Origin of the sequence: Geothrix limicola, assembly GCF_030268085.1 — a bacterium.
GTDB classification, from domain to species: Bacteria; Acidobacteriota; Holophagae; order Holophagales; family Holophagaceae; genus Geothrix; species Geothrix limicola.
This window is the reverse complement of the sequence record NZ_BSDE01000006.1, coordinates 146,215-167,410: the sequence shown is the minus strand read 5'-3', so window position 1 is coordinate 167,410 and position 21,196 is coordinate 146,215. Positions and strand designations below refer to the sequence as shown.

Annotated in this window: 15 protein-coding genes; 7 read left to right on the top strand and 8 right to left on the bottom strand. The window is 66.9% G+C overall.

What is annotated here, in order from left to right:
- Window positions 1-39 precede the first annotated feature (39 nt).
- The 5 genes from QSJ34_RS14935 to QSJ34_RS14915 form a co-directional block, all read right to left on the bottom strand.
- Window positions 40-834: a hypothetical protein gene (locus QSJ34_RS14935; RefSeq protein ID WP_285576720.1), complete on the bottom strand. Its 795-nt coding sequence runs from the start codon at window positions 832-834 to the stop codon at window positions 40-42.
- A complete protein-coding gene (locus QSJ34_RS14930) occupies window positions 831-2,456 on the bottom strand; it encodes a hypothetical protein (RefSeq protein WP_285576719.1) in 1,626 nt (541 codons plus the stop codon). The genes QSJ34_RS14935 and QSJ34_RS14930 overlap by 4 nt, the downstream gene beginning before the upstream one ends.
- Window positions 2,447-3,190 carry an ABC transporter ATP-binding protein gene (locus QSJ34_RS14925; protein ID WP_285576718.1) on the bottom strand — a complete coding sequence of 248 codons (744 nt, stop codon included), beginning with the start codon at window positions 3,188-3,190 and terminating at the stop codon, window positions 2,447-2,449. Before QSJ34_RS14925 ends, QSJ34_RS14930 begins: the two co-directional genes overlap by 10 nt.
- A gap of 65 nt (window positions 3,191-3,255) precedes the next feature.
- On the bottom strand, window positions 3,256-4,407 hold the full coding sequence (locus QSJ34_RS14920; RefSeq protein ID WP_285576716.1) for a sensor histidine kinase: 1,152 nt from the start codon (window positions 4,405-4,407) through the stop codon (window positions 3,256-3,258).
- Between the two features lie 64 nt (window positions 4,408-4,471).
- Window positions 4,472-5,095, bottom strand: a complete 624-nt coding sequence (locus QSJ34_RS14915; RefSeq protein WP_285576714.1) for a DUF2238 domain-containing protein — start codon at window positions 5,093-5,095, stop codon at window positions 4,472-4,474.
- A gap of 81 nt (window positions 5,096-5,176) precedes the next feature.
- On the opposite strand from QSJ34_RS14915, the gene QSJ34_RS14910 reads away from it, so the two are divergent.
- The 6 genes from QSJ34_RS14910 (at window position 5,177) to QSJ34_RS14885 (ending at window position 12,154) form a co-directional block, all read left to right on the top strand.
- Window positions 5,177-5,953 carry a bestrophin-like domain gene (locus QSJ34_RS14910; RefSeq protein WP_285576712.1) on the top strand — a complete coding sequence of 259 codons (777 nt, stop codon included), beginning with the start codon at window positions 5,177-5,179 and terminating at the stop codon, window positions 5,951-5,953.
- A gap of 9 nt (window positions 5,954-5,962) precedes the next feature.
- Window positions 5,963-6,751, top strand: coding sequence for an SDR family oxidoreductase (locus tag QSJ34_RS14905; protein ID WP_285576710.1), 789 nt, complete (start codon window positions 5,963-5,965; stop codon window positions 6,749-6,751).
- A gap of 121 nt (window positions 6,752-6,872) precedes the next feature.
- A complete protein-coding gene (locus tag QSJ34_RS14900) occupies window positions 6,873-7,910 on the top strand; it encodes a hypothetical protein (RefSeq protein ID WP_285576707.1) in 1,038 nt (345 codons plus the stop codon).
- A 141-nt stretch (window positions 7,911-8,051) separates the two neighbouring features.
- Entirely contained in the window at window positions 8,052-8,654 is a 603-nt protein-coding gene (locus QSJ34_RS14895) for a hypothetical protein (RefSeq protein WP_285576704.1), read from the top strand.
- 9 nt (window positions 8,655-8,663) lie between these two features.
- Window positions 8,664-9,179, top strand: coding sequence for a hypothetical protein (locus QSJ34_RS14890; protein ID WP_285576701.1), 516 nt, complete (start codon window positions 8,664-8,666; stop codon window positions 9,177-9,179).
- A 38-nt stretch (window positions 9,180-9,217) separates the two neighbouring features.
- Entirely contained in the window at window positions 9,218-12,154 is a 2,937-nt protein-coding gene (locus QSJ34_RS14885; protein ID WP_285576699.1) for a tail fiber domain-containing protein, read from the top strand.
- Window positions 12,155-12,217: 63 nt separating this feature from the next.
- On the opposite strand, the gene QSJ34_RS14880 is transcribed toward QSJ34_RS14885, so the two are convergent.
- Window positions 12,218-13,594 (bottom strand): M20/M25/M40 family metallo-hydrolase, encoded by a 1,377-nt coding sequence (locus tag QSJ34_RS14880; protein WP_285576697.1) that lies wholly within the window; start codon window positions 13,592-13,594, stop codon window positions 12,218-12,220.
- Between the two features lie 1,413 nt (window positions 13,595-15,007).
- On the opposite strand from QSJ34_RS14880, the gene QSJ34_RS14875 reads away from it, so the two are divergent.
- Window positions 15,008-18,940 carry a putative Ig domain-containing protein gene (locus QSJ34_RS14875; RefSeq protein WP_285576695.1) on the top strand — a complete coding sequence of 1,311 codons (3,933 nt, stop codon included), beginning with the start codon at window positions 15,008-15,010 and terminating at the stop codon, window positions 18,938-18,940.
- Between the two features lie 51 nt (window positions 18,941-18,991).
- Here the strand turns inward: QSJ34_RS14875 and argC are convergent, their stop codons facing one another.
- Both argC and QSJ34_RS14865 read right to left on the bottom strand, forming a co-directional pair.
- A complete protein-coding gene (gene argC, locus QSJ34_RS14870) occupies window positions 18,992-20,008 on the bottom strand; it encodes an N-acetyl-gamma-glutamyl-phosphate reductase (protein ID WP_285576693.1) in 1,017 nt (338 codons plus the stop codon).
- A gap of 115 nt (window positions 20,009-20,123) precedes the next feature.
- Complete coding sequence (locus QSJ34_RS14865) at window positions 20,124-21,182, bottom strand: hypothetical protein (RefSeq protein ID WP_285576691.1); 1,059 nt, start codon at window positions 21,180-21,182, stop codon at window positions 20,124-20,126.
- Window positions 21,183-21,196 lie beyond the last annotated feature (14 nt).

Below are 21,196 nucleotides of genomic sequence, written 5' to 3'. Positions count from 1 at the left end.
AATCCGATCCGCCGTGCCTTTCGTTCCCCGATGGGTCTTTCAGCACCGCGCGCAGAAATGCGGCGGGCCGGGCAGGCGCGACAGATTCGCCAGGGCCAGTTCCCAGGCATGGAGGGGGCCGCGGAACACCGCGATCTCGGGCGTGAGCGTGCGCAGGGCGTGGAGGGGCGCGGGATCCCCGGGCAGGGGAAGGAAGGGCACGGGCGCCTCCGTGGCCATCCGCAGCGCGGCCCGCAGCGCATCCGTGAGAGGCGTGGCGAAGGGCAGCTCCAGGGGAGGCACGCGCAGTTGCGCGCCTTCAGGAAGGGAGACACCGGGCCAAAGGTCCGTTTCGAAACCCTCCGGCACCGGCCGCCATTCCGGTTGGCGGAACACCTGCTTCCGGCGGCCCTTTTCCCAATCCGGAAGAAAGGCCTTCAACTCCGCCTTTTCCAGCGGCCCCATGGGCGCCTTCGCGAGGGGCGCGGGAACCTCACAGGTGATGCGTCCGGGCAGGCGCAGCGCCAGCATGGGCGCATCACCCAGCCAGGGCAGGCCCGCATCGAGGGCGGCCACGAGGGCGCCGAGGCGGCGGCGGTGGGTTTCGAGCGCGGCCCGCAGATCGCAGTCGGGCAGAGGCAGGAGGGCGAGCAGGTTCAGCTGCAACCCACCGGCCTGGGCGCGCGCCGCGGCTTCCAGCGGCTCGCGCAGATCGGCCGCGTCGCGTCCGAGCACGGCCACCTGGGGCAGGCCATGGGCCTGGAGGCGCTCCACCAGCAGGAGGCCGCCGCCGGCGCCGCTGAGCAGCGTCCCGCCCAGATCGGCGGCGAGGCGGAGGGCGGCGGGATCCATCATCCGAGGCGCTCCACGAGGATCTCGCGGCGGCGATCCAGGTAGGCGGCGGCCGTGGGCAACAGCGCCAGGTGGGCCAGCAGGGTGAGGCCGAAGAGCAGGGCCATGAGGGGCACGAGCCAGGCGGGCGCCAGCCAGGCGCAGAGGGCGAAGGCGCCACCGAAGAGGCCCGTCCACAGGCCCGACGTGGCCAGGCTCAGCATGCCGACGGCGAAGGGCATGTTGCTGTTCTTCAGGCTGTTCATGGCCATGGGGCGAGGCGCCCAGAGCGAAGTCCACTGGCCGACGCAGCCCTGGGCGAGGAAGACGCAGCCCAGCATCAACACGCCGGCGAGGAGCGGCGCGAGAGTCGCGCGTTCAAAGACGGCCAGCAGGAGCGCCAGCAGAAGGGCCTGCAGTCCCTGGTGGGCGGCCATGCCGAGCAGCTTGCCCTTGAGCAGATCCTCGGCCGTCACGGGCAGCAGCAGCAGCGCCTTGACGCCGTGGCGGTCCAACCCGAACTGGTTGAGCATGACGTTGTTCCCCACCAGGGAGAGGTAGGCGAAGGCCGCGGGCACGGCCCACAGGGACTGGCCGCGCATCTGGGCGAAGGGGCCCTTGAGCAGCACGAGGGTCATCACGGGCATGAGGAAGGCGAACCTTCCGAGCTGGCTGGCCATGAGGGTGCGGAAGTGGAGCCGGCCGATGCCTTCGGCGGGCCCCTGGAAAGTCCAGAGCCGGTCGGGCCCGCGGGGCGCCTCGACGGTGCGCTCGTCGCGGGATTCGCGCGCCACCACTCGGGCCCCCAGCAGCATGAGCAGGGCGAGCACCGCGAGCGGGTAGGCGTGCAGGGCGAAGGCCGAGGCCCACCGTCCCTCTCGAACCCTGGCCAGGCTTTCGGCCGCCGCGTGGCTGGGCAGGGCGGACAGGATGGCGAGGCCGCGCCGCGTCATCGCCTCGATCCGCGCGTTCCGCTCCGCGCGCTGCGGGGCCGCCACGGGGGTGGTCTCATGCGCCTTGGCGCGGTGGGGCAACTGGGAAGTGGCGAGGGTCGAGCCCACCCAGGCGAGCATGATGAGCAGGGTGAGCGCGAGGCGCAGCCGCTTCACCAGCGCGGCGGCCAGGCCACCCACGAGGAGCTGCAGGGCGAGCAGCGTGAATAATGTTTCCACCAGGATCAGTGGCAGGAGCGGCAGCAGGGCCGGCGAACCGATGGCCAGGCCCGTGACGAAGGCCGCGAGACCCGCGCCGAGCAGGAGGGGCAGGGGATCGCCAAGGCCCGCGACGAGTTCGGCGAAGTAGAGGGTGCGCAGCTTCAGGGGAAAGCCCCGGTAGGCCTCCCAGTTCAGCTGGCGGGCCCCGCCGAGGACCCCCCCGAAGAGGCCGCCGCCCAGGCCGATCAGGGCGAGGACCAGGCCCAGGAAACCCACGGCCAGGGGCTTCTGGAGGGTGCCGCCCAGCATCCAGCCCAGGGCGCCCAGGCCCAGGAAGAGCGGGCCGACGCCGAGCAGACCCACCAGGCAGGTGAGCGTGATCATCAGGACCACGCCCTGGCGTCCCATTTCGCGGGCCGAGCGGTTCCAGGAGGTTTGCGCATGGGCCGCCAGCAGGGCCCGGAAGACCACCAGCCGCGAGCCTAGAGCCACGACAGTTCCCCCTTCTGGGCGCCACCGACGAGATCGACGAAGAGCTGCTCCAGGCTTTCGCTGCCGCGGCGCAGCTCCTCCAGGGTTCCGAAGCCCTTGAGCTGGCCCTCATCGAGAATGGCGATGAGGGGGCAGAGCCGCTCCACCACTTCCAGGATGTGGCTGGTGAGCACGAGGGTCACGCCGCTCTGCTGAAGGCTGTGCAGGATGTCCTTGATGGTGCGGCTGGTGACGGGATCGATGCCTTCGAAAGGCTCGTCGAGGAACACCATGCGTGGGGCGTGGATCAGCGCCGCGCAGAGGGCGACTTTCTTCTTCATGCCGAAGCTGTAGTCGGCGAGCAGGGTTTTCGGCGTCACCGCCAGATCCAGCTTGTCGAAGAGCTCTTCGCGGCGGCTGTCGATGAGGGCGTCGGGCAGGCCGTACATGCGGCCCACGAAGCGCAGGTACTGGGGACCGCTAAGCATGTCGAGCAGGGCCATATCCTCGGGCATGGCGCCGATCTGGCGCTTCACGGCCAGGGGATCGGCGGCGAGGTCGAGGCCCAGCACGCGGATGCTTCCCGAGGTGGGATTCAGCAGACCCGTCACCATCTTCAGCGTGGTGGACTTTCCGGCGCCGTTGCGTCCCAGCAGGCCGAGGAAGGCGCCGGGTTCAAGACTCAGGTTGAGGTCATCGACGGCGGTCTTGTCGCCGAACCGTTTGGTGAGAGAGACGAGTTCCAGGGCGGGCATGCCTGGATGGTATCAGTGGTCCGACATTGGACTGACTGGGGGCGGGCTCAGAGGTGAATGTGGGCTCAGCGGTGGATGCGGACCCAGAACGTGGTGCCCTCGGAACCGGTGTCGAAGCCGACCTTCCCCTGCAGCACGTTCTCTCCGAAAAGTTTCATGGCATAGGTGCCGAGGCCGCGCCCCGCCGTGCCCTTGGTGCTGAAGGAGCGCTGGAAGATGCGGCTGTGGATCTCTTCGGGGATCACGCCGGGGTTGTGGACCTTGAAGCAGATGAGCGGTCCTTCGAGTTCGGCGGAGAGCGTGATGGCCTCGCCCATGAAGGAGGCCTCGATGGCGTTCACGGCCATGTTGAGAAGGATCCGCGACAGCAGTTCGGGATCCGTGGGTACGAGGTCTTCCGGGGCCGGGAGGATGCGGATGTTGCGATCGCGGGCCAGGGCGTGGCGCTCCAGCAGATCGCCGACGTCCCGCAGGATCTCCTGGGGCAGGGTGACCCGGATCCTCGGCTTGAGCTGTCCGTGCTCGGCCTGGGCCATGGCCCGGTGGCTCTTGAGTTCCCGGTCCAGCAGGTCCGTGAGGTGGGCCAGCTTCTGGGCCACGGCCTTGGAGCTGGTGGCGCCGGAGGCCAGCAGATCCGCCCAGCCGCGGATACCCTGCATGAGGTTGGCCACGTCGTGGTAGAAGAGCCGCTCCAGTGCATCCCTACGCTTGGCGGCGCTGAGGTCGTGCAGCACCACGGCGATGAGATCGTAGGGACCCACGGAGAGCGGGCTGGCGACGATCTCGTATTCCGAACTTTCCAGCAGGTCGCCGTTCTGCAAGGTGAGCAGGCATTCGGAGCGAACGGGCTTACCCTGGCGCTGGGCCTTCAAGACCGTGAGCACGGCGCCGCAGTGGGCGCAGGCGTGGTTGGTGCCGCACCCGTTGGGAGCCTCGGGCACGTGGATGCAACCAAAGAGCTCGCCGGGGCGCCGCCCCAGGGGCGTGCCGTCCGCCGGATCCGTCACCTGCAGCACACGGTCGTTGGTGGCAAGCACCTGCCGGTGGGTATCGAGAATCAGCACCAGGCCATCCAGGGCTTCCATGAGGAAGCCGGCCACCGGATGGTTCAGACAGGCCTCGGCCTCCAGGCGGAGCAGCTCCCGGGAGGATCGCTCCGGCGATGCGAAGTAGGTGGCGGGCATAGAATCCTGACGGGATTGATCCACGAAGGCCATGGAGACTCCGGTGGGCAGGACGATTTGATCAATTGATTTTATATCGGCATTTTACCGGACATGCTTAATTTGGGTGCTGATCCTGTATGAGTCGGTCCTGGGCCCGGGATAGGCTCGTCAGGGCGGCGATGGCTCCGATCAGGGCGCAGGCCATGTCCCACTGGGTATCCCAGGGATCGCCCTGGGTGCCGAGGAAAGCTTCGGCCGAACTGCCCGTCCACACGGCCGTCTGCCATTCCAGCAATTCATAGGCCGCGCTCAGTCCCAGGGCCATGAGGATCAGCACGAACACGGACCAGCCACCGGGTCGCAGGACGTTCCTGCGGAGGAGCACCTCCCGGAACAGCAGTACGGGTACGAAGCCCTGGAAGAGGTGGCCCAGGCGATCGTAGGGGTTGCGTGCCAGGTGCAGGTACCGCTGCACCCAGTGGCCCGCGGGCACCTCCGCGTAGGTCCAGTAGCCGCCCACCATCAGCACGAGGGCATGGAGGGCGAGCAGGGCGTAGAGCAGGTTCGAAAGCGGAAAACGCCGGTGCGTGGCCACCAGTACCGGTACGCCGAGGATCACCGGCAGGTTCTCCATGAACCAGGTGAAGCGGTCGGCCCTGGGGGCCCAGCCGAGCAGCAGGAAGACGGTCGAGACCGCGATGAGCATCGCGAGGGGAAAACGGGAGGACGGGGAACGCATGCTTCACGGTGGTAGGAGAACCCCGTTCTGTCAAAAGGCTCAGTGCTAGCATGTGGACCTTTTCCAACGGAGATCCCAGGCATGGCCTTCACCCCCGCCACGTTGATCACCTCCCTGGCGCTGTTCCTGGGGATGCTCGGGCTCCAGGAGGCGGGACGCCGCCTCGGGAAGCGGCAGTTGGCGCGGGATGCCGGGGGCGGGGCCAAGGCTTTCGGCACCTTGGAAGGCGCGGTGTTCGGGTTGATGGGCCTGCTGATGGCCTTCACCTTTTCCGGGGCCGCCGCGAGGTTCGATGCGCGGCGCCAGCTGGTGGCCCAGGAGGCGAACGCCATCGGCACGGCCTACCTGCGCCTGGATCTGCTGCCCGCCACCGCGCAGCAGGCGCTACGCGAGGACTTCCGCCAGTATCTCGACGCGCGCCTGGCCACCTTCCAGAACCCCCTGGATTCGCCGGTCTCTCGCGCAGGCGCGGCCCGCGCCCTCCAGCTTCAGAACCGCATCTGGTCCAAGGCCGTGACGGCCTGCAAGTCCGAGGCGCCGACGCCGCCCACCATGCTGATGCTTCCGGCCCTGAACGAGATGATCGACATCACCACCACCCGCGCCATGGCCATGAACCAGCATCCGCCCAGCGTCGTCTACCTCATGCTCGGTGCCCTGACCCTGGCCAGCGCCCTGCTGGCGGGCTATGGCATGGCCGAAGGCAAGGTGCGCAGCTGGGCGCACATCCTGGGCTTCGCCGCCCTCTTTTCCATCACCATCTTCGTGATCCTCGACCTCGAATACCCCCGCCTGGGCCTCATCCGCGTGGATGAGGCCGACCAGGTGCTGGTCGAGTTGCGCGCCACGATGAACTAGGAGGACGACATGGATCTGGGCATTCGAGGCAAGGTGGCCATGGTGGCGGCGGGCAGCAAGGGCCTGGGACGGGCCGCGGCCCTGGCCCTGGCGGCCGAGGGCTGCGACGTGTCGATCTGTGGGCGGGGCGCCGAGGCCCTGGCCAAGGCGAAGGCCGAACTGCAGGCCCTGGGCGTATCCGTCCACACCGCTTCCGTGGACGTGTCCAAGGCAGAGGATCTGGTCCGCTGGCACGCGGAGGCCGAATCGGCCCTGGGCCCCGTGGACATCCTCATCACCAACACCGGCGGTCCCAAGGCCGCGGTCTTCGCCGATCTCAGTGATGGCGACTGGGCCTCAGGCGTGGATTCCACGCTGATGAACGTCGTGCGCCTGTCGCGCCTCGTGCTGCCGGGTATGCGGGCCCGGCGCTGGGGGCGCATCGTCCACATCACGAGCCTCGTGGCCAAGCAGCCCTATCCCCTGCTCACCATCAGCTCGACGTTGCGCGCGGGCCTGTCGGGCCTCACCCGCACCCTCGCCACCGAGACGGCCCGCGACGGCATCACCGTGAACGCCCTGCTGCCGGGCCACGTGATGACCGACCGGCAGATCCATCTGGCCGAGGTGAAGTCCCAGGCCGAGGGCATCACCACCACCGAGTACTTCCACCGCACCGCCGCCCTCATCCCCGCGGGCCGCATCGGCGACCCAGAAGAGATCGGCGCCGCCATCGCCTTCCTCTGCGGCGTGCCCGCCTCGTACATCACGGGGCAGAGCCTCCTGGTGGACGGCGGGCTGGTGCAGGGCACCTTCTGAGGGCTCCCCGAACGCGGCAGGACTTTGGTCCGGATTCGGAAAACCCAGCCTTTCGGCGGATGGAAGGGGCGCCTCCGGGGACCTAGCCTCACGGGCTAGAACCCACCCCCGCGAGGTCGCCATGCGTCCATCCACCCTTGTCCCCCAGCGTCCAGGGCCGAGCCTTCGGCGCGGGGCGCCCTGCCTTCTCGCTTTCCTGCTGGCCTCGACGGGCTGCACGGCGATCCGGGTTTGGACGGGCGCGCGCGTCCGACTGGAGAAGACGCCCATCACCTCGCTGGAGCTGAGCCTGCCCAGGGGACCGGGTCTGGCCCCTGGTGATCGGTCGCCCCTGGTCGTCTCATGCCTTCAACCGGACGGCACCATCCTGCGGACCGAAGGGGAGGGCCGGGGCAAGGTGCTGTGGGAGGACCTCCACATCACGGCCAGCGTCGCGCAGGTGGACGCGAAGGGGATCGTCTCCCTTCCGGCGGATCCCCGGCTCAGCGATGGAAGGCTTCCGCACCTCGTCGTCACCGTGCCCAGCCATCCGGATCTGCGCGCCGAACTGGACATCCCCCTGAGCTATGACCGGGCCTACGAGGCTGATTTCTCGGGTCGCCCGGGCCGGTCCGGCATGGATGGTTCCAACGGCTTGGATGGCCACAGCGGGAGCACCGGTTCCATTGATCCTGCCAACCCTTCCCCGGGTGGGAACGGATCCGATGGTGACGATGGCGCCAGCGGCGAGGACGGCGGGCCTGGGGAAGACGCGCCACCCCTGCACGTCCAGGTGGCCCTTCGCGTGGAGCCGAGACCCCTGCTCCAGATCAGCGTGTCCAGCCCCAGCCGGATCGAGCGCTTCCTCCTGGATCCCCGCGGCGGCTCCCTCACCCTCAGGGCCGAGGGCGGCCGGGGCGGATCCGGTGGCCGGGGCGGCCGCGGGGGCAGTGGTGGTTTCGGTGGCACGGGCACGCCCAGCGGCTCCAGTGGCCGTTCCGGCATGAACGGGCGGGATGGGTTCGATGGCCCGTCGGGCCGGGCGGGGATCATCACCGTGACCTACGATCCTGCCGCCAAACCCTACCTGGGCGCCCTGCGCTTCTTCACCTGGAACGGGGACCGGTCTTCAGGCCCGCTGCCCGTCTTTCGCGAAGAGCCCACGCCGCGGCTCTGGTAGCCGGATCCCCCGGGGGCTGACTGTTTTTTCAAGACAGTTCGCATTTCTCCGATAGCCTACCCCGTAGACACACGCGCGGCATCCTGCCGTCAGATCGGGGTGGCCCATGAGTTTTCTTGTGGGGCAGTTCCAGGTGGCACCATGAGGGGACGCTGGGCGCGGCTGGCCCTTTCCGCGGTCCTCTGCCTGGCTTCGGCAGGGCTGCTGGCGGAGGATTCGCCGCGTTTCGGATTCCAGGTCGGCGGTCTGGTGCCGGCCTCTCCGGATCTGCGGCTCACCACCGGCGGGGGACTCGCCCCCGCTTTCGGCCTGCGCGTGGAATGGGGCAGCCGCGAGGAGTGGGGTTCGCGCCTGTCGCAGACGCTGCGTCTGCGTGTCGATGCGGCCCGCTTCCGCGAAGGCCGACAGGTGTCCGATGTCTCGGGGCTGCATCAGGTGCTCACCACCAAGGTGCGCTACGAGAGCCTCGGCCTCGAGCAGCTCTTCTACGAGAACCGCTGGTCCCTGGGCTGGGGCGTCCACGGTCTTCACTGGACCGTGGATAGCCAGAACCAGCTGGAGACGCCGTCGGGCACCTTCGCGCCGGCGGGCTCCAGCCACTGGACCCGCCTCGGCCTGAGCCTGGTCGCCGGGCGCCAGTGGACGAAGCATGCGGAGGTGGAGCTACGCTTCCTGTCCAGCCACTACGGCCAGGAGAACCAGCCTACCAGCGTCGTCTCCCTCAACTTCGTCTGGACCTTCTAGGGGGCCGTGATGCAGCCGCGCCGTTCGTTCTTGCCCCTCGCGTGCCTGCTGCTTGGACTGGGCTGCTTCGGCACCAACCGCTCGAGCGACCGGGCCGGCACGGCGAACGGGAAGCTGACCGTGCTGCCCGAGGCGCCCACGGTCGTGGCTGGACATACGCTTCAATTCAGTGCCAGCACGCCCTGGGGCAATGACGTGATCTGGTCCGTCGTGCCCGCCAGCGAAGGGTCCATCTCGACCACGGGCCTGTTCACGGCTTCCGGCCCGCCGGGCACCGCCACGGTCTTCGCGGTGTGGGCGAAGGATGTGCGCTACGTCGCGAGCACGCGGGTGACCATCCTGGCGCCGGCTCCCCCGGCCGTGATCTCGCCCCACCTGGTGCAGGCCTTCGGCGCTGCGCAGACCGTGCCGGGAACCGCGATCTCGAACGCGGTCGTGGGGGGCGAGACCGTTCCGGCGAAGACGGCCGCCAGCGCCAACGAGGCCATCCAGGTCCGCCACGGTTTCGATCCGCCGGTGAAGTGAACGTTGATCCGTCTTCCTGCTTCCTCAAGGTGAACGCCATGCGACGATCCCTGCTCACGCCCACCCTCAGCGCCCTCATCGCCTGCACCCCGCTGCCGTTGCTCCAGGCCCAGACGGTCCCCGCGGTGGACCCCGCGCCGCTGCCCACCCTGACCTACCAGGGCCGGTTGATGGAAGCCTCGGTGCCCGTCAGCGGCGCGCGCAGCTTCACCTTCAGCATCCTCGACAGCAGCGGCGCCGAGCAGTGGAACTCCGGTGCCCAGACCTTGACGGTGAGCGAAGGCCTCTACGCCATCGCGCTGGGCACCACGGGCATGCCGCCCCTGCCCGTATCCCTGCTGGGCAAGGCCGGACTGAAGCTGCATGTGACCGTCACGAACCAGGCCCTGACGCCGGACGTGGACATCGTGCCGGCCTTCCAGGCCCGCAGCGCCTGGGAAGTGGTAGGTGCCTTCAGCGGTGATGTGGCTGGCACCCAGAACCAGATGCTCCTGATGAAATTGCAGGGCCTCCCGCTGGATCTGACCAGCGCACCGCCCACCACGGGGCAGGCCCTCGTCTTCAACGGGAGCAAGTGGGTGGCGAGTACCGTGGCGGGCACCCAGGGCCCGCAGGGGCCCCAGGGACCTCCGGGGCCCCAGGGCATTCAAGGCATCCAGGGGATCCAGGGCCTCCAGGGTCTGCCAGGTCAGCCGGGAGCGAGCCCCTTCACGCTCAACGGCGCGGACGCGGTCTTCACCACGGGCGCCATGGGGCTGGGCATCAGCCCTCCGGCGGCCAGCGCCCTGCTGGACCTTACGAGCACCACCAAGGGCTTCCTGCCGCCCCGCATGACCCAGGTGCAACGCGCGGCCATCGCCTCTCCGAGCCTCGGTCTGATGGTCTATCAGACCGACGGCGCCGCGGGCCTCTACCAGTTCGACGGCAGCGTGTGGTCCATGTTCGGCCTCAGCGGTGCCGCCTCGGGCGTCATCAGCGTGGGCACGGGCACCGGCCTGACCGGCGGCCCCATCACCACCAGCGGCACCATCTCCCTGGCCAACACCGCTGTCACGCCGGGCTCGTACGTTCGCGCCAACCTCACGGTGGACGCGCAGGGACGGCTGAGCGCCGCCAGCAACGGTCCGGCCCTCAACCTGGCCACCGAGGCCACGGGCATCCTGCCCCTGGCCAATGGCGGTACCGGGGCCGCCACGGCCCTGGCGGCACGAACGGCCCTGGGCGCGGCGGGTTCGGGCGCCAACGGCGACATCACCAGCCTGACGGGCCTGAGCACCGCGCTCACGCTGTCACAGGGCGGTACGGGCGCGACGACGGCCGCCACGGCCCGGACGAACCTGGGGCTGGGCAGCGTGGAGAACACGGCCCTGTCGACCTGGCCGGGATCGGCCAACATCACGACGCTGGGCACCGTCACGACAGGCAGCGTGCCCGCGGCGAACGTGAGCGGCCTGGGTGCCCTCGCTTCGCTCAACAGCATCAACAACGGCAACTGGTCCGGCTCGGCGCTGGCTGTCGCCAATGGCGGCACGGGCGCGACGACGGCGCCCGCCGCCCGGACGAACCTGGGGTTGGGCAGCGTGGAGAACACGGCCCTGTCCACCTGGCCGGGGTCGGCCAACATCACGACGCTGGGCACCATCACCAGCGGCAGCGTGCCCGTGGCGAACGTGAGCGGTCTGGGTGCCCTCGCTTCGCTCAATAGCATCAACAACGGCAACTGGTCCGGCTCGGCCCTCGCCGTCGGCAACGGCGGAACGGGCCTGACTGGTGTGGGATCCGATGGCACCGTGCTCACCGTGGTCAGCGGTGCACCGGCCTGGACAGCCCCGGCAGCCGGGACATGGACCGTGACGGGAAACGACATCAAGAACGCCAATAGCGGCTATGTGGAACTGGCCCACAACCTGGTGCTCGCCGATCCGGCCGGAGGCGCCACCTCGGCCCTGCAGATCTGGGATGGCGCCGGTCCCACGCGCATGCCCTTCCTCCATGCCTATGCCAGCACCAACGGTCTGGGCGGCAAAAACACATTCCTCGGCCATTCCGCGGGCAACTTCACGATGGATGTCAACGCCATCAACAACACGGGCCTCGGGAATTTGGCCCTGGGCCAGCTCACCAGCGGGCATGACAACACGGCCCTGGGTGTCCTGTGCATGTTTTCCAACCTCAACGGGAACTACAACGTGGCAGTGGGTTCCGGGGCCATGGGTGGGGGATCCTTCTCCGGGTCCAATGACGTGGTCATCGGTTCCTCCGCGGGCAACAACTTGAGCGGAGGATCCGCCAACGTGCTGGTCGGGGATGGGGCGGGCGGTCACGTCGGCAATGGCAACAACAACACCCTATTGGGTACGCGGGCTGATGTGGATGTCGGCACGGCCACCAATCGCATCGCCATTGGCTACTTCGCTCAGGCGACGGCGGATAATTCGGCCGTCTTCGGAGGCGATAGCCTCACCAGCTTCAGCTTCGGAAGCAGTGCGAGCAGCGCCATGACTCAGGTCATTCCGGCCAAGGACAATGCGGTGAGCCTGGGGACCGCCAGCAACCAGTGGGCGGACCAGTATTCGGTGAACATCCACTCGGTGAACGCGGTGACGGTGACTTCGGATGCCCGGGTGAAGACGGATCTGCAGCCCATCCGGAAGGCCCTGGACCTGCTGATGCAGCTCCAACCTCGGACCTATTTCAAGCACCAGGCCCACTTCGTGGGGGGCCGGCTCATCCTGGATGCCGAAGGCACCGAAGAGGCCGGTTTCCTGGCCCAGGATGTCTTCCTGATCCTCCCTTCGGCTGTGCAGCGTCCCGCGGACGAAACCAGCGCCCTCTGGGGTGTTCGCTACGAGCAGGTCATTCCCTACGCCGTGAGGGCCGTGCAGGAGCTCAAGGCCGAGAATGATGCCCTTCGTTCTGAACTGCAAACCCTGAGAGCCGATCTCGCCGAGATCAAGGCCTCGCTGAAGCGTTAGCCGATCAATCCCGTACGCAGAAACACCGGCCAAAGGCCGGCGTTTCTGCGCAGTGAACCAGCCTCAGTTCTTGATTCCGCTCACGGTTTGGAAGTAGTGGGCGAAGGCGGCGATGCCGCCGGAGGCCTGCTCCCAGTCGTAGTTCTCGTTGGGGGCGTGGTAGCCGTGGCTGGGCAGGCTGAGGCCGAGGAAGAAGACTTCGCAGCCGAGGATGTCCTCCATGGTCTTCACGGCACCGATGCTGCCACCCTCGCGGGTGAAGCTGCAGGGCGCGTCGAAGGCGAACTTGTAGGCGTCCTTGATGGCCTCGGCGTAGGGGCCCGTGACGTGGCCCTTGAAGGGGGCCAGGCCGTGCTCCTCGTGGAACTGCACGTCGGGGAAGCGTTCGTTCACGAAGGCGCGGATAAGCGCGATGGTCTTGTGCTCATCCATGTCGGGCACGAGGCGGCAGCTCAGCTTCACTTCGGCGCGGGGGGGCACGGCGCTCTTGATGCCGGGGCCCGTGTAGCCGCCCACCATACCGTGGACTTCCATGGTGGGCCGGCCCCACACGCGCTTCATGACCTTGATGGGATCCTCGGTGCGCATGCCGGTGATCATGTGGTCCTTCTTGAAGGTCTCCACGCTGAAGCCCGCGTTGGCCCACTCTTCGAGCTCCTGCTTGGAGGGCTTCACCACGTCGTCGTAGAAGCCCGGGATCTTCACCTTGCCGGTTTCGCCGTCCATCATTTCGGCAACCACCTTGATGAGTTCGGAGAGCGGATTGCGTGCCGCGCCACCCACCACGCCGCTGTGCAGGTCATGATCGGCCGTTTCCAGCGTGAGACGGAAGCCCTTGAGGCCGCGCAGTCCGGCGGGAGTGCTGGGCTTGCCGCGGGTGATCCAGACCGTGTCGCTGACGACGATGGCATCGGTCTTCAGGCGGTCTTTGTGTCGATTCAAGCCGCCCTCGAAGCTGGGGCTGCCGATCTCCTCTTCCAGTTCCCAGAGGAAGTGGATGTTGAGGGGCACGCCGGCCTTGCGGGCCGCCAGGGCGCCGAAGAAGGCCGTCACGGCCGGGCCCTTGTCGTCCGTGCTCCCACGGCCGCGGTAGGTGTCGCCGTCCACGACGAAGGTGAAGGGATCGGCCTTCCATTCGGGCTCGTTGGCGGGCTGCACGTCCATGTGGTTGTAGACCGTGATGGTGGACTGGCTGGGATCTTCGCCGAACCAGCCGTGGATGAGGGGATTGCCGCTGGTTTCCAGAATTTCGGCCTTGCCGCCATGGCGCTCGAAGAGGCTGCGGGCCGCCTCGGCGCAGCGCCGCACATCACCCTGACGGGCCGGATCGGCGCTGACGGAGGGGATCTCCACCAGGGTCTTCAGCTCGGCCTCGAAAGCTGCGCGGCTTTCTTTGGCGAACTGTCCCAAGGCCTCGCGGGTGAGAAGGGAAGGATTCATAGACGCTCCGGAAAGGGTCAATCATCATCCCACGTACGGAAATGTTGTCTATTAAAGGATCAATAGATCTCCAGGGTTCGCCAAGAGGAGAGGCTGCATTCACGCTTGAGATGGGTACAGACAAGCATGATGCAGGAGGTTGCATTATGTGAAATTCAATAGAACTCGATGGAATGATTATTGTATGTTCATTTTTTGACCATTAAAGTGTCAAAATATCACAACTAAATTGTGATAACAAGACTGCGTTAAATAATTGATGTGTTAGCTGCTTAACTATCATTATGAAATATCCATACCTGATCGACAGGACACAAACGGACCGATCAATCCCGGGGCGCGATTTCAACCGATTTCGCGCAGAATCCTCCGGGTGGATCGTAGGAAACATGAGGACTTCCCTCGAATCATCCATATCGATGTGAGCAAGATATGGAATTCCCTCGTCTCGAAATGGCGGCGCTCAGACGAAGCCCTCTTACGCATTGGGCTGGGGTGGAAGGGGCGGTGCTATCTCACCCCTTGAACGTCATCAAATTGATGAAGACATACATCATCTTGATGGCTTTGTATCTTGAATGGATTGGGTTTGTTAATATATCTAGTTTAGAACTAGATGCTAAGATCATGGCTCGAAACCTGCTAGGACCTTAAAATAGAACGCATCTTCCAGGTTTGGTTGGTGACATGGATCGCATCCGTCATGTTAACAACCAAGGACTTAGGTTTGTCTTGATCTCGAACTGGTTCAGCGAGAGTTCTTGTCGTCCAGCGCTGTGTTGTCCACTACATTTAAATAAAGAAAGAGTCTCAATGACCTTTCACGGGATGATATTCAAAAAATCTGATCTGCACCCGCGCGACCCAGGGGAGCGCTAGAATGAGTGAATTTTCCAACTCTGTTTGTGACTTCTCAAACCGTCGGGGGCGGAACAGCATGAGCGACGTTTTTGGGAGTGCATCTCTCTTCGCAAAGAACCAAGTGTGGCGAAGTTCTGTATCGCTTGAAAAGCGTCTTTTCCCGCACAAAAAAACCACGCGAGAACTTGATGCTTCGAAACGGGCCAGGTTGGCCCGAGATCCAGGGGCAGCACTGGACGGCCCTTGGTTAGAGAATTCTCTGGCGGCCACCTGCCATGAAAATACCCATTCCGATTACGGGTAGAGGGGATCGGGCGCCCGGAGGAACTGGGGGCGTTGTTTTTTTGATATGGAAGACCAAAGCCATATCAAACCCTGCGGCTACCGGTTTCATCCGTGGTTATAGGAGGAGGACGACGCAGTGATTGTCCTTGGTCCCAGAAGGAACCCCAGAACTTCCGACGTTGATGAAACGTACATGTGAATAGGTGAAATATGCGGAACAAGCCACTTTCATCCCGGGCGAATATCCAAGCTCTATGGGTTTCAGCCATGTTTGTCTCGCTGGTGCTGGTACCTGCCTGCGGTGGAGGTGGAGGTGGTGGTTCGAGTAACACGCCCCCGCCCAACCATGCGCCGGCCTTTTCCAGCACGGCTCCGATGGACGCGAAGGAAGGCCACGCTTACACCTATGTGATCAATGCAACGGATGCCGATGGCGATACCGTCAGCCTTAGCTTGGCGAGTCAGCCCGCGGGTGCGGCCCTGAATGCGGGGACCAAGACGCTCGCCTGGACCCCCAGCGCGGCTCAGGTGGGTGTGGCCCAGTCCTTCGATGTGCTGGCCAGCGACGGGAAGGGGGGTGCCACGCACCAGGCCTGGACCGTGACGCCCACGGCCAATGCGGCACCTGCCTTCAGCAGCACCGCGCCCGCTTCCGCCAAGGAAGGCTACACCTATACCTACACCATCACGGTGACGGATGCCGACGCGGATGCCGTCACCCTCTCCCTGGTGGCCCAGCCCGCAGGCGCGGCGTTGGATACGGCCACTGGCACCATCTCGTGGATTCCCACGACAGCTCAGGCCGGATCGGCCCAGGCCTTCGATGTGGTCGCCAGCGACGGCAAGGGCGGCACCACCCATCAGACTTGGAGCGTGACGCCCACGGCCAACGCGGCGCCCGTGTTCGCCAGTGCCGCCCCCAGTTCCGCCAAGGAAGGGCACGCCTATGCCTATGCCATCGCCGTGACGGATGCCGATGGCGACACCATCGCCCTCACGCTGCCCACCCACCCTGTGGGCGCCACCTTTGACGCGGCAGCCAAGACGATCGCCTGGACGCCGAGTTCGGCCCAGGCTGGCACGGCGCAGGCCTTCGATCTGGTGGCCGACGACGGACGGGGTGGCACCACGCACCAGACCTGGAGCGTGACGCCCACCGCCAACGCGGCGCCGGCCTTCAGTTCCACGGCTCCCGCTTCGGGGAAGGAAAACCACCCCTACAGCTACGTGATTACAGCCACGGATGCGGATGCGGATCCCGTGACCCTGACGGCACCGACCCTGCCCGCGGGCGCGACCTTCAACGCGACCAGCAAGACGATCTCCTGGACGCCCAGCACGGCCCAGGTGGGCGCGGCCCAGGCCTTCGACGTGCTTGCCAGCGACGGGTTCGGCGGCACCCAGCACCAGACCTGGAGCGTGACGCCCACCGCCAACGCGGCGCCGGTCTTCAGTTCCACGGCGCCCGCTTCGGGGAAGGAAAACCACCCCTACAGCTACGTGATCTCGGCGACGGACGCGGACTCGGACCCGGTCACCCTGACGGCACCGACCCTGCCCGCGGGCGCGACCTTCAACGCGACGAGCAAGACGATCTCCTGGACGCCCAGCACGGCCCAGGTGGGCGTGGCCCAGGCCTTCGACGTCGTCGCCAGCGACGGATTGGGCGGCACTCAGCACCAGACTTGGAGCGTGACGCCCAGCGCCAACGCGGCGCCGACCTTCAGCTCCACGGCGCCCACTGCGGGCAAGGAGAACCACCCCTATAGCTACGTGATCACAGCCACGGATGCGGATGCGGATCCCGTGACCCTGACGGCACCGACCCTGCCCGCGGGCGCGACCTTCAACGCGACGAGCAAGACGATCTCCTGGACGCCCAGCACGGCTCAGGTGGGCGCGGCCCAGGCCTTCGACGTGGTCGCCAGCGATGGATTGGGCGGTACCCAGCACCAGACCTGGAGCGTGACGCCCACCGCCAACGCGGCGCCGGTCTTCAGTTCCACGGCGCCCGCTTCGGGGAAGGAAAACCACCCCTACAGCTACGTGATCACAGCCACGGACGCGGATGCGGATCCCGTGACCCTGACGGCACCGACCCTGCCCGCGGGCGCGACCTTCGACGCGACGAGCAAGACGATCTCCTGGACGCCCAGCACGGCCCAGGTGGGCGCGGCCCAGGCCTTCGACGTGCTCGCCAGCGACGGATTGGGCGGCACCCAGCACCAGACCTGGAGCGTGACGCCGACGGCCAACGCGGCGCCGACGTTCACCTCTACAGCGCCCACCGGGGGCACGACCGGATCGACCTACACCTACACAGCCACCACGACGGATGCGGACGGCGATACGGTCACCTACAGCCTGGTGACCAAGCCCTCCTGGGCCAGCCTCACCGGAAGCGCGGTGACGGGCACGCCCTCGGCGTCCGGATCGGTGGCCTTCACGCTGCGGGCCGATGACGGCCATGGCCAGACCGTGGATCAAAGCTGGTCCGTCCTCGTTGCCCCCGCAGGCAACCAGGCCCCGACGATCACGAGCACACCAGGCACCAGCGCCGCGGGCGGCGTGGCCTACACCTACACGGTGACGGCCACGGATCCCGAAAGCGATGCCATCACCTACCAGCTGACGAACGGCCCCGCCGGAGCCACGCTGACTGGGAACGCCCTCAGCTGGACGCCTTCCGCGAGCGAGGAGCGGGTGGCCGCCTCCTTCACCGTCGAGGCCAAGGATGTCTGGGGAGCCACCTCGGCCCCGCAGACCTGGACCGTGACGCCCACGGGCACCATCCGGGGCACGCGCTTCCTGAACTACACGCCCATGGATTGGAACGGCACGGGGCAGGTGAGCCTGGATCCGGTGCAGGACCCCCATGTGATCGGCGCCCTGGTGCCCTCGGGCGGTGGCGCCTTCACCACCCTGACAGGCGCCTTCGCCGGGGACGGGTCCTACAGCGTGGCCTCGGTTCCCGGGGGCAGCTACTGGCTGACCCTGGGCAGCGACAACTTCGCCTGGACCGACAAGAGCCAGGTGGACCTCGCCAGCTACACCCAAGGGCGCAAGGATCTGGTCCGGGCGACGACGAGTCCGACCTCCGTCGATTTCACCCTCGATCTGATGTCGCCCTGGGGGGCCCTCGACATCATCCAGGAATACGATTGGAACACCCGCGGTTCCCAGAACATCTCTCTGGTTCCCGGCACGACGAACGTTCCGAGTCCTTCGGATACCGGGCTGACCGCCATGACGGTCAACTGGGCAGACGCTTCGTTCCATGGTGGCCTCGTGGATACGACCAAGGGGGACCATCCCCTGATCACGCACGCGGCGCGGCAGACCGTGGGCGGCCAGACCGTCTATGTGACGAAGGAGGTCTATGGCATCGGGACCCTGACCATGGCCGACGGCGTGGCTTCCCACGTGAGCGGGCATTTCGACGGAACGGTCGACGCAACGCTCTTCCAGCTGAATCTGAAGCTGTCGGATTTCACGGCCTGCCTGAGCGCCGTGTCACCCAGCGCAACGATCGAAGACAGCGAGTGCGTGCTGGCGGGCGCCTGGGATCTGGCCCGCACGGGCCTGAGCTTCGGGCTGACCGTCGACTTGGTCCGCTTCAGTGGCGGCACCGGATCGACGGACGTGAACGTGGGCCCCATCTCGTATGTGGCTCTGCCGGCCGGCCGCTTGACGCCGATGACGGGCGTTGAAGTCTCCTTCCTTCGCGACTTCGCCCTGGGTGCGAACACCCCCGTGACCCATCGCTACTGGGTGACGGCCTACAACGCCACGCTGCCGACCAATCTGGTGCCCATCACGCCCCTGGTGGTGCCCGTCACCAGCCTCCAGATCAATGGGGCAGGCTGCGCGGGAGATATCACGGCCCCGGCCCCGTCCCTGGCCACGCACACCCTCTCCTGGATCGCGCCGTCCACGGGCGCCAAGGGCTACCGCATCACCCTGTATGAGTTGACCGCCTCCGGAGGGGCCACGGCCGAAAGCTTCGTGGCCTACCTCTACACTTCGGGCACCTCCATTCAGGTGCCTCCGGGGCTGCTGGCCTCCGGGCATACCTACACGGTCTGCGTCCGCGCCATTGCATCGCCGAGCTGGGATCCGACCTCGGCCCCCTTCGGCGTCATCGAAGCCGGGTCCTACGGTTATGCCGAAACGACCTCGGGCATCATCACGATGCCCTAGCGAACGAAGTTCAGCACAACGCCCCTTCCTCGGGAGGGGCGTTCTTTTGTCTCAGCTCGGATAGCCCCCGGCCATCTTCAGGCCGGTCCATTCCGGCAGGCCCAGGGCCAGGTTCAGGTTCTGCACGGCCTGGGCGGCCATGCCCTTGCCGAGGTTGTCGAGGGCGACCATCACCGCGGCGTGGCCGGGCTGGCCGTGGTGGCCCGCGCGGGCGGTGACGGCGAGGTCGGCGAAGGCGCTGCCGGTGGTGGCGGCCACGCGGGGCGATCCCTCCACCATCCGCACGAAGAAGCGGTCCTTGTAGAAGGCCTCGTAGTGGGCGCGGAGGGCGGCCTGATCCAGACCTGCCGGGAGCGGGAACTGGGCCGTGGCGAAGATGCCGCGCACCATGGGCGCGCTTTGCGGCACGAAGCTGAGGGGCGCCTCCCAGCCTTCCGTCGCCAGGGTGCGCAGCACCTCGGCCTCGTGCTGGTGACCGAGCATCTTGTAGGCGCGGAAATCGTTGGCGCGGGTGGGATGGTGGGTCGTGTCCGACGCGGCGGCCCCCGAACCCGAAGACCCCGTGGCGGCCGTGACGGCCACGAAGGCGGGCTTCCACGGGGCGAGGGGCAGCAGGGCCAACTGCAGAGCCGTGGCGAAGCAGCCGGGATTGGCGATGCGCTTGGCGCCCCTCATGCGCTCGGGCTTCCAGTCCACCAGGCCATAGACCCAGGCGGGATCGAGGCGGAAGTCCGTGGAGAGGTCGATGACCGTGAGGCGATCCGTGAGTCCCAGGCGGTCCCACTCGGCCTGGTACTCGGGCCAGTGCTTGGACAATTCTCCGTGGGGCAGGGCGGAGAACAGCACGGGGGCGTCGCTCTGGGCCAGGGCCGCCCAATCCGGCGCCGCTTCGAAGGTGCCGTCGAGCAGCCCCCGCAGGTTCGGATGCTGGGCGTGGAAGGCCTTGCCCGCCTGGCTGCGCGCCGTGCCACGGATGGACTTTACCGCCGGATGGTTCGAAAGCCAGCGCAGCAGCTCGCCACCGCCGTAGCCGGAAGCCCCGAGGATAAGGACATCGACAGAAGTCATGGACATTCCTACAAGAAAAACGCCAACCGCAGAGAACGCAGAGAGCGCGGAGAACTGAAACAGAGGCTTGGGTCTTCCTCTGCGTGCTCCGCGTTCTCCGCGGTGAGACAACCGATCAGGCCTTGGCCGCGACCTTGGGTGCGACGAGGTCGAGCACGAACTTGCCGAGGGCGTCGGCGTCGGCGCGGGCGTTGCGGGCGGGCAGGCCGAGGGTGGCGACGAAGCGCTCGCCCACGCGGTTGTCCGTGGCGGGGCCCGCGATGAGATCCGCCTGAATGCCGAAGGCGGACTTCAGGTGGGACACGGCACCCGCGACGCCGACGGGATCGTTGGCGCAAAGGATAAACACGCCGCTGAGGGCCTTCAGGTCCGGATCCTGGAGGATGGCCTGCACGCCGTACTCGCCCATGATGCCGTCGCCAGTTTCGGCCACGATGACGTCCACGCCGTGGGCGGCCAGCTCGGAGAAGATGACGTGCGACACGCCAGCGGCGCTGCCCGCATCGGTGCACACGATGCCCGCATCCGTGAAGTCGAGGGCGACTTCGGCGCCGTAGTCCCGCATGGCGAGCGCGTCGCGCATGAGCGAAACGCCCGTCAGCTTGCAGGCGCCGACCCGGTACCCGGCGCGGCTGAGCTGGCGGATGGTGGCGCAGGCGGCGGCGGTCTTGCCCGCGTTCATGCAGGTGCCCGCCACGTAGATCACGGGGCAGTGGGCGGAGAGGCCCGTGCCCTTGAGGGCGCCCATGCGCACGTGGGCGGGTTGCCCGGCCCGGGACTGGAATTCGGGGAAGACGAGCACTTGGCCCAGCACTTCGAGCTCGAAGGGCTTGCCCACGTCGGGATTGTGCGAGAGGCACTGGCCGATGACGCCGCCCATGTTGAGCAGGTTCACGGTGTCGCCGGGCTTGAGCGAGGCGGGCATGACGCCCTCGTAGCCCTGCAGCGCGTTGCGGTGGCCCAGGGCGCCCACGAGGATGTCGCCGTCATGCAGCGTGCTCATGCGGCCGTGGGGATCTTCCAGCTGGTTGTACGTGGTCTTCTCGCCCCGCACGCGGCAGGCGATGACGGAGCCCTCCTCCAGCAGGACCTCGGGCGAGAGGGTGAGCGTGCGGCCCAGCCGCAGGTTGCGGGTGACCGAGGCGATCTTGTCGACGTGGATTCTCATGGTCATGGCGGCCTCGTGCG

What these genes read in the sequence shown, in the direction of transcription:
- QSJ34_RS14865 (WP_285576691.1), bottom strand. Translation starts at nt 21,182, where the DNA reads ATGACCATGAGAATCCACGTCGACAAGATCGCCTCGGTCACCCGCAAC.
- QSJ34_RS14925 (WP_285576718.1), bottom strand. Translation starts at nt 3,190, where the DNA reads ATGCCCGCCCTGGAACTCGTCTCTCTCACCAAACGGTTCGGCGACAAG.
- QSJ34_RS14915 (WP_285576714.1), bottom strand. Translation starts at nt 5,095, where the DNA reads ATGCGTTCCCCGTCCTCCCGTTTTCCCCTCGCGATGCTCATCGCGGTC.
- QSJ34_RS14900 (WP_285576707.1), top strand. Translation starts at nt 6,873, where the DNA reads ATGCGTCCATCCACCCTTGTCCCCCAGCGTCCAGGGCCGAGCCTTCGG.
- QSJ34_RS14895 (WP_285576704.1), top strand. Translation starts at nt 8,052, where the DNA reads ATGAGGGGACGCTGGGCGCGGCTGGCCCTTTCCGCGGTCCTCTGCCTG.
- QSJ34_RS14905 (WP_285576710.1), top strand. Translation starts at nt 5,963, where the DNA reads ATGGATCTGGGCATTCGAGGCAAGGTGGCCATGGTGGCGGCGGGCAGC.
- argC (WP_285576693.1), bottom strand. Translation starts at nt 20,008, where the DNA reads ATGACTTCTGTCGATGTCCTTATCCTCGGGGCTTCCGGCTACGGCGGT.
- QSJ34_RS14890 (WP_285576701.1), top strand. Translation starts at nt 8,664, where the DNA reads ATGCAGCCGCGCCGTTCGTTCTTGCCCCTCGCGTGCCTGCTGCTTGGA.
- QSJ34_RS14880 (WP_285576697.1), bottom strand. Translation starts at nt 13,594, where the DNA reads ATGAATCCTTCCCTTCTCACCCGCGAGGCCTTGGGACAGTTCGCCAAA.
- QSJ34_RS14875 (WP_285576695.1), top strand. Translation starts at nt 15,008, where the DNA reads ATGTTTGTCTCGCTGGTGCTGGTACCTGCCTGCGGTGGAGGTGGAGGT.
- QSJ34_RS14920 (WP_285576716.1), bottom strand. Translation starts at nt 4,407, where the DNA reads ATGGCCTTCGTGGATCAATCCCGTCAGGATTCTATGCCCGCCACCTAC.
- QSJ34_RS14910 (WP_285576712.1), top strand. Translation starts at nt 5,177, where the DNA reads ATGGCCTTCACCCCCGCCACGTTGATCACCTCCCTGGCGCTGTTCCTG.
- QSJ34_RS14935 (WP_285576720.1), bottom strand. Translation starts at nt 834, where the DNA reads ATGATGGATCCCGCCGCCCTCCGCCTCGCCGCCGATCTGGGCGGGACG.
- QSJ34_RS14885 (WP_285576699.1), top strand. Translation starts at nt 9,218, where the DNA reads ATGCGACGATCCCTGCTCACGCCCACCCTCAGCGCCCTCATCGCCTGC.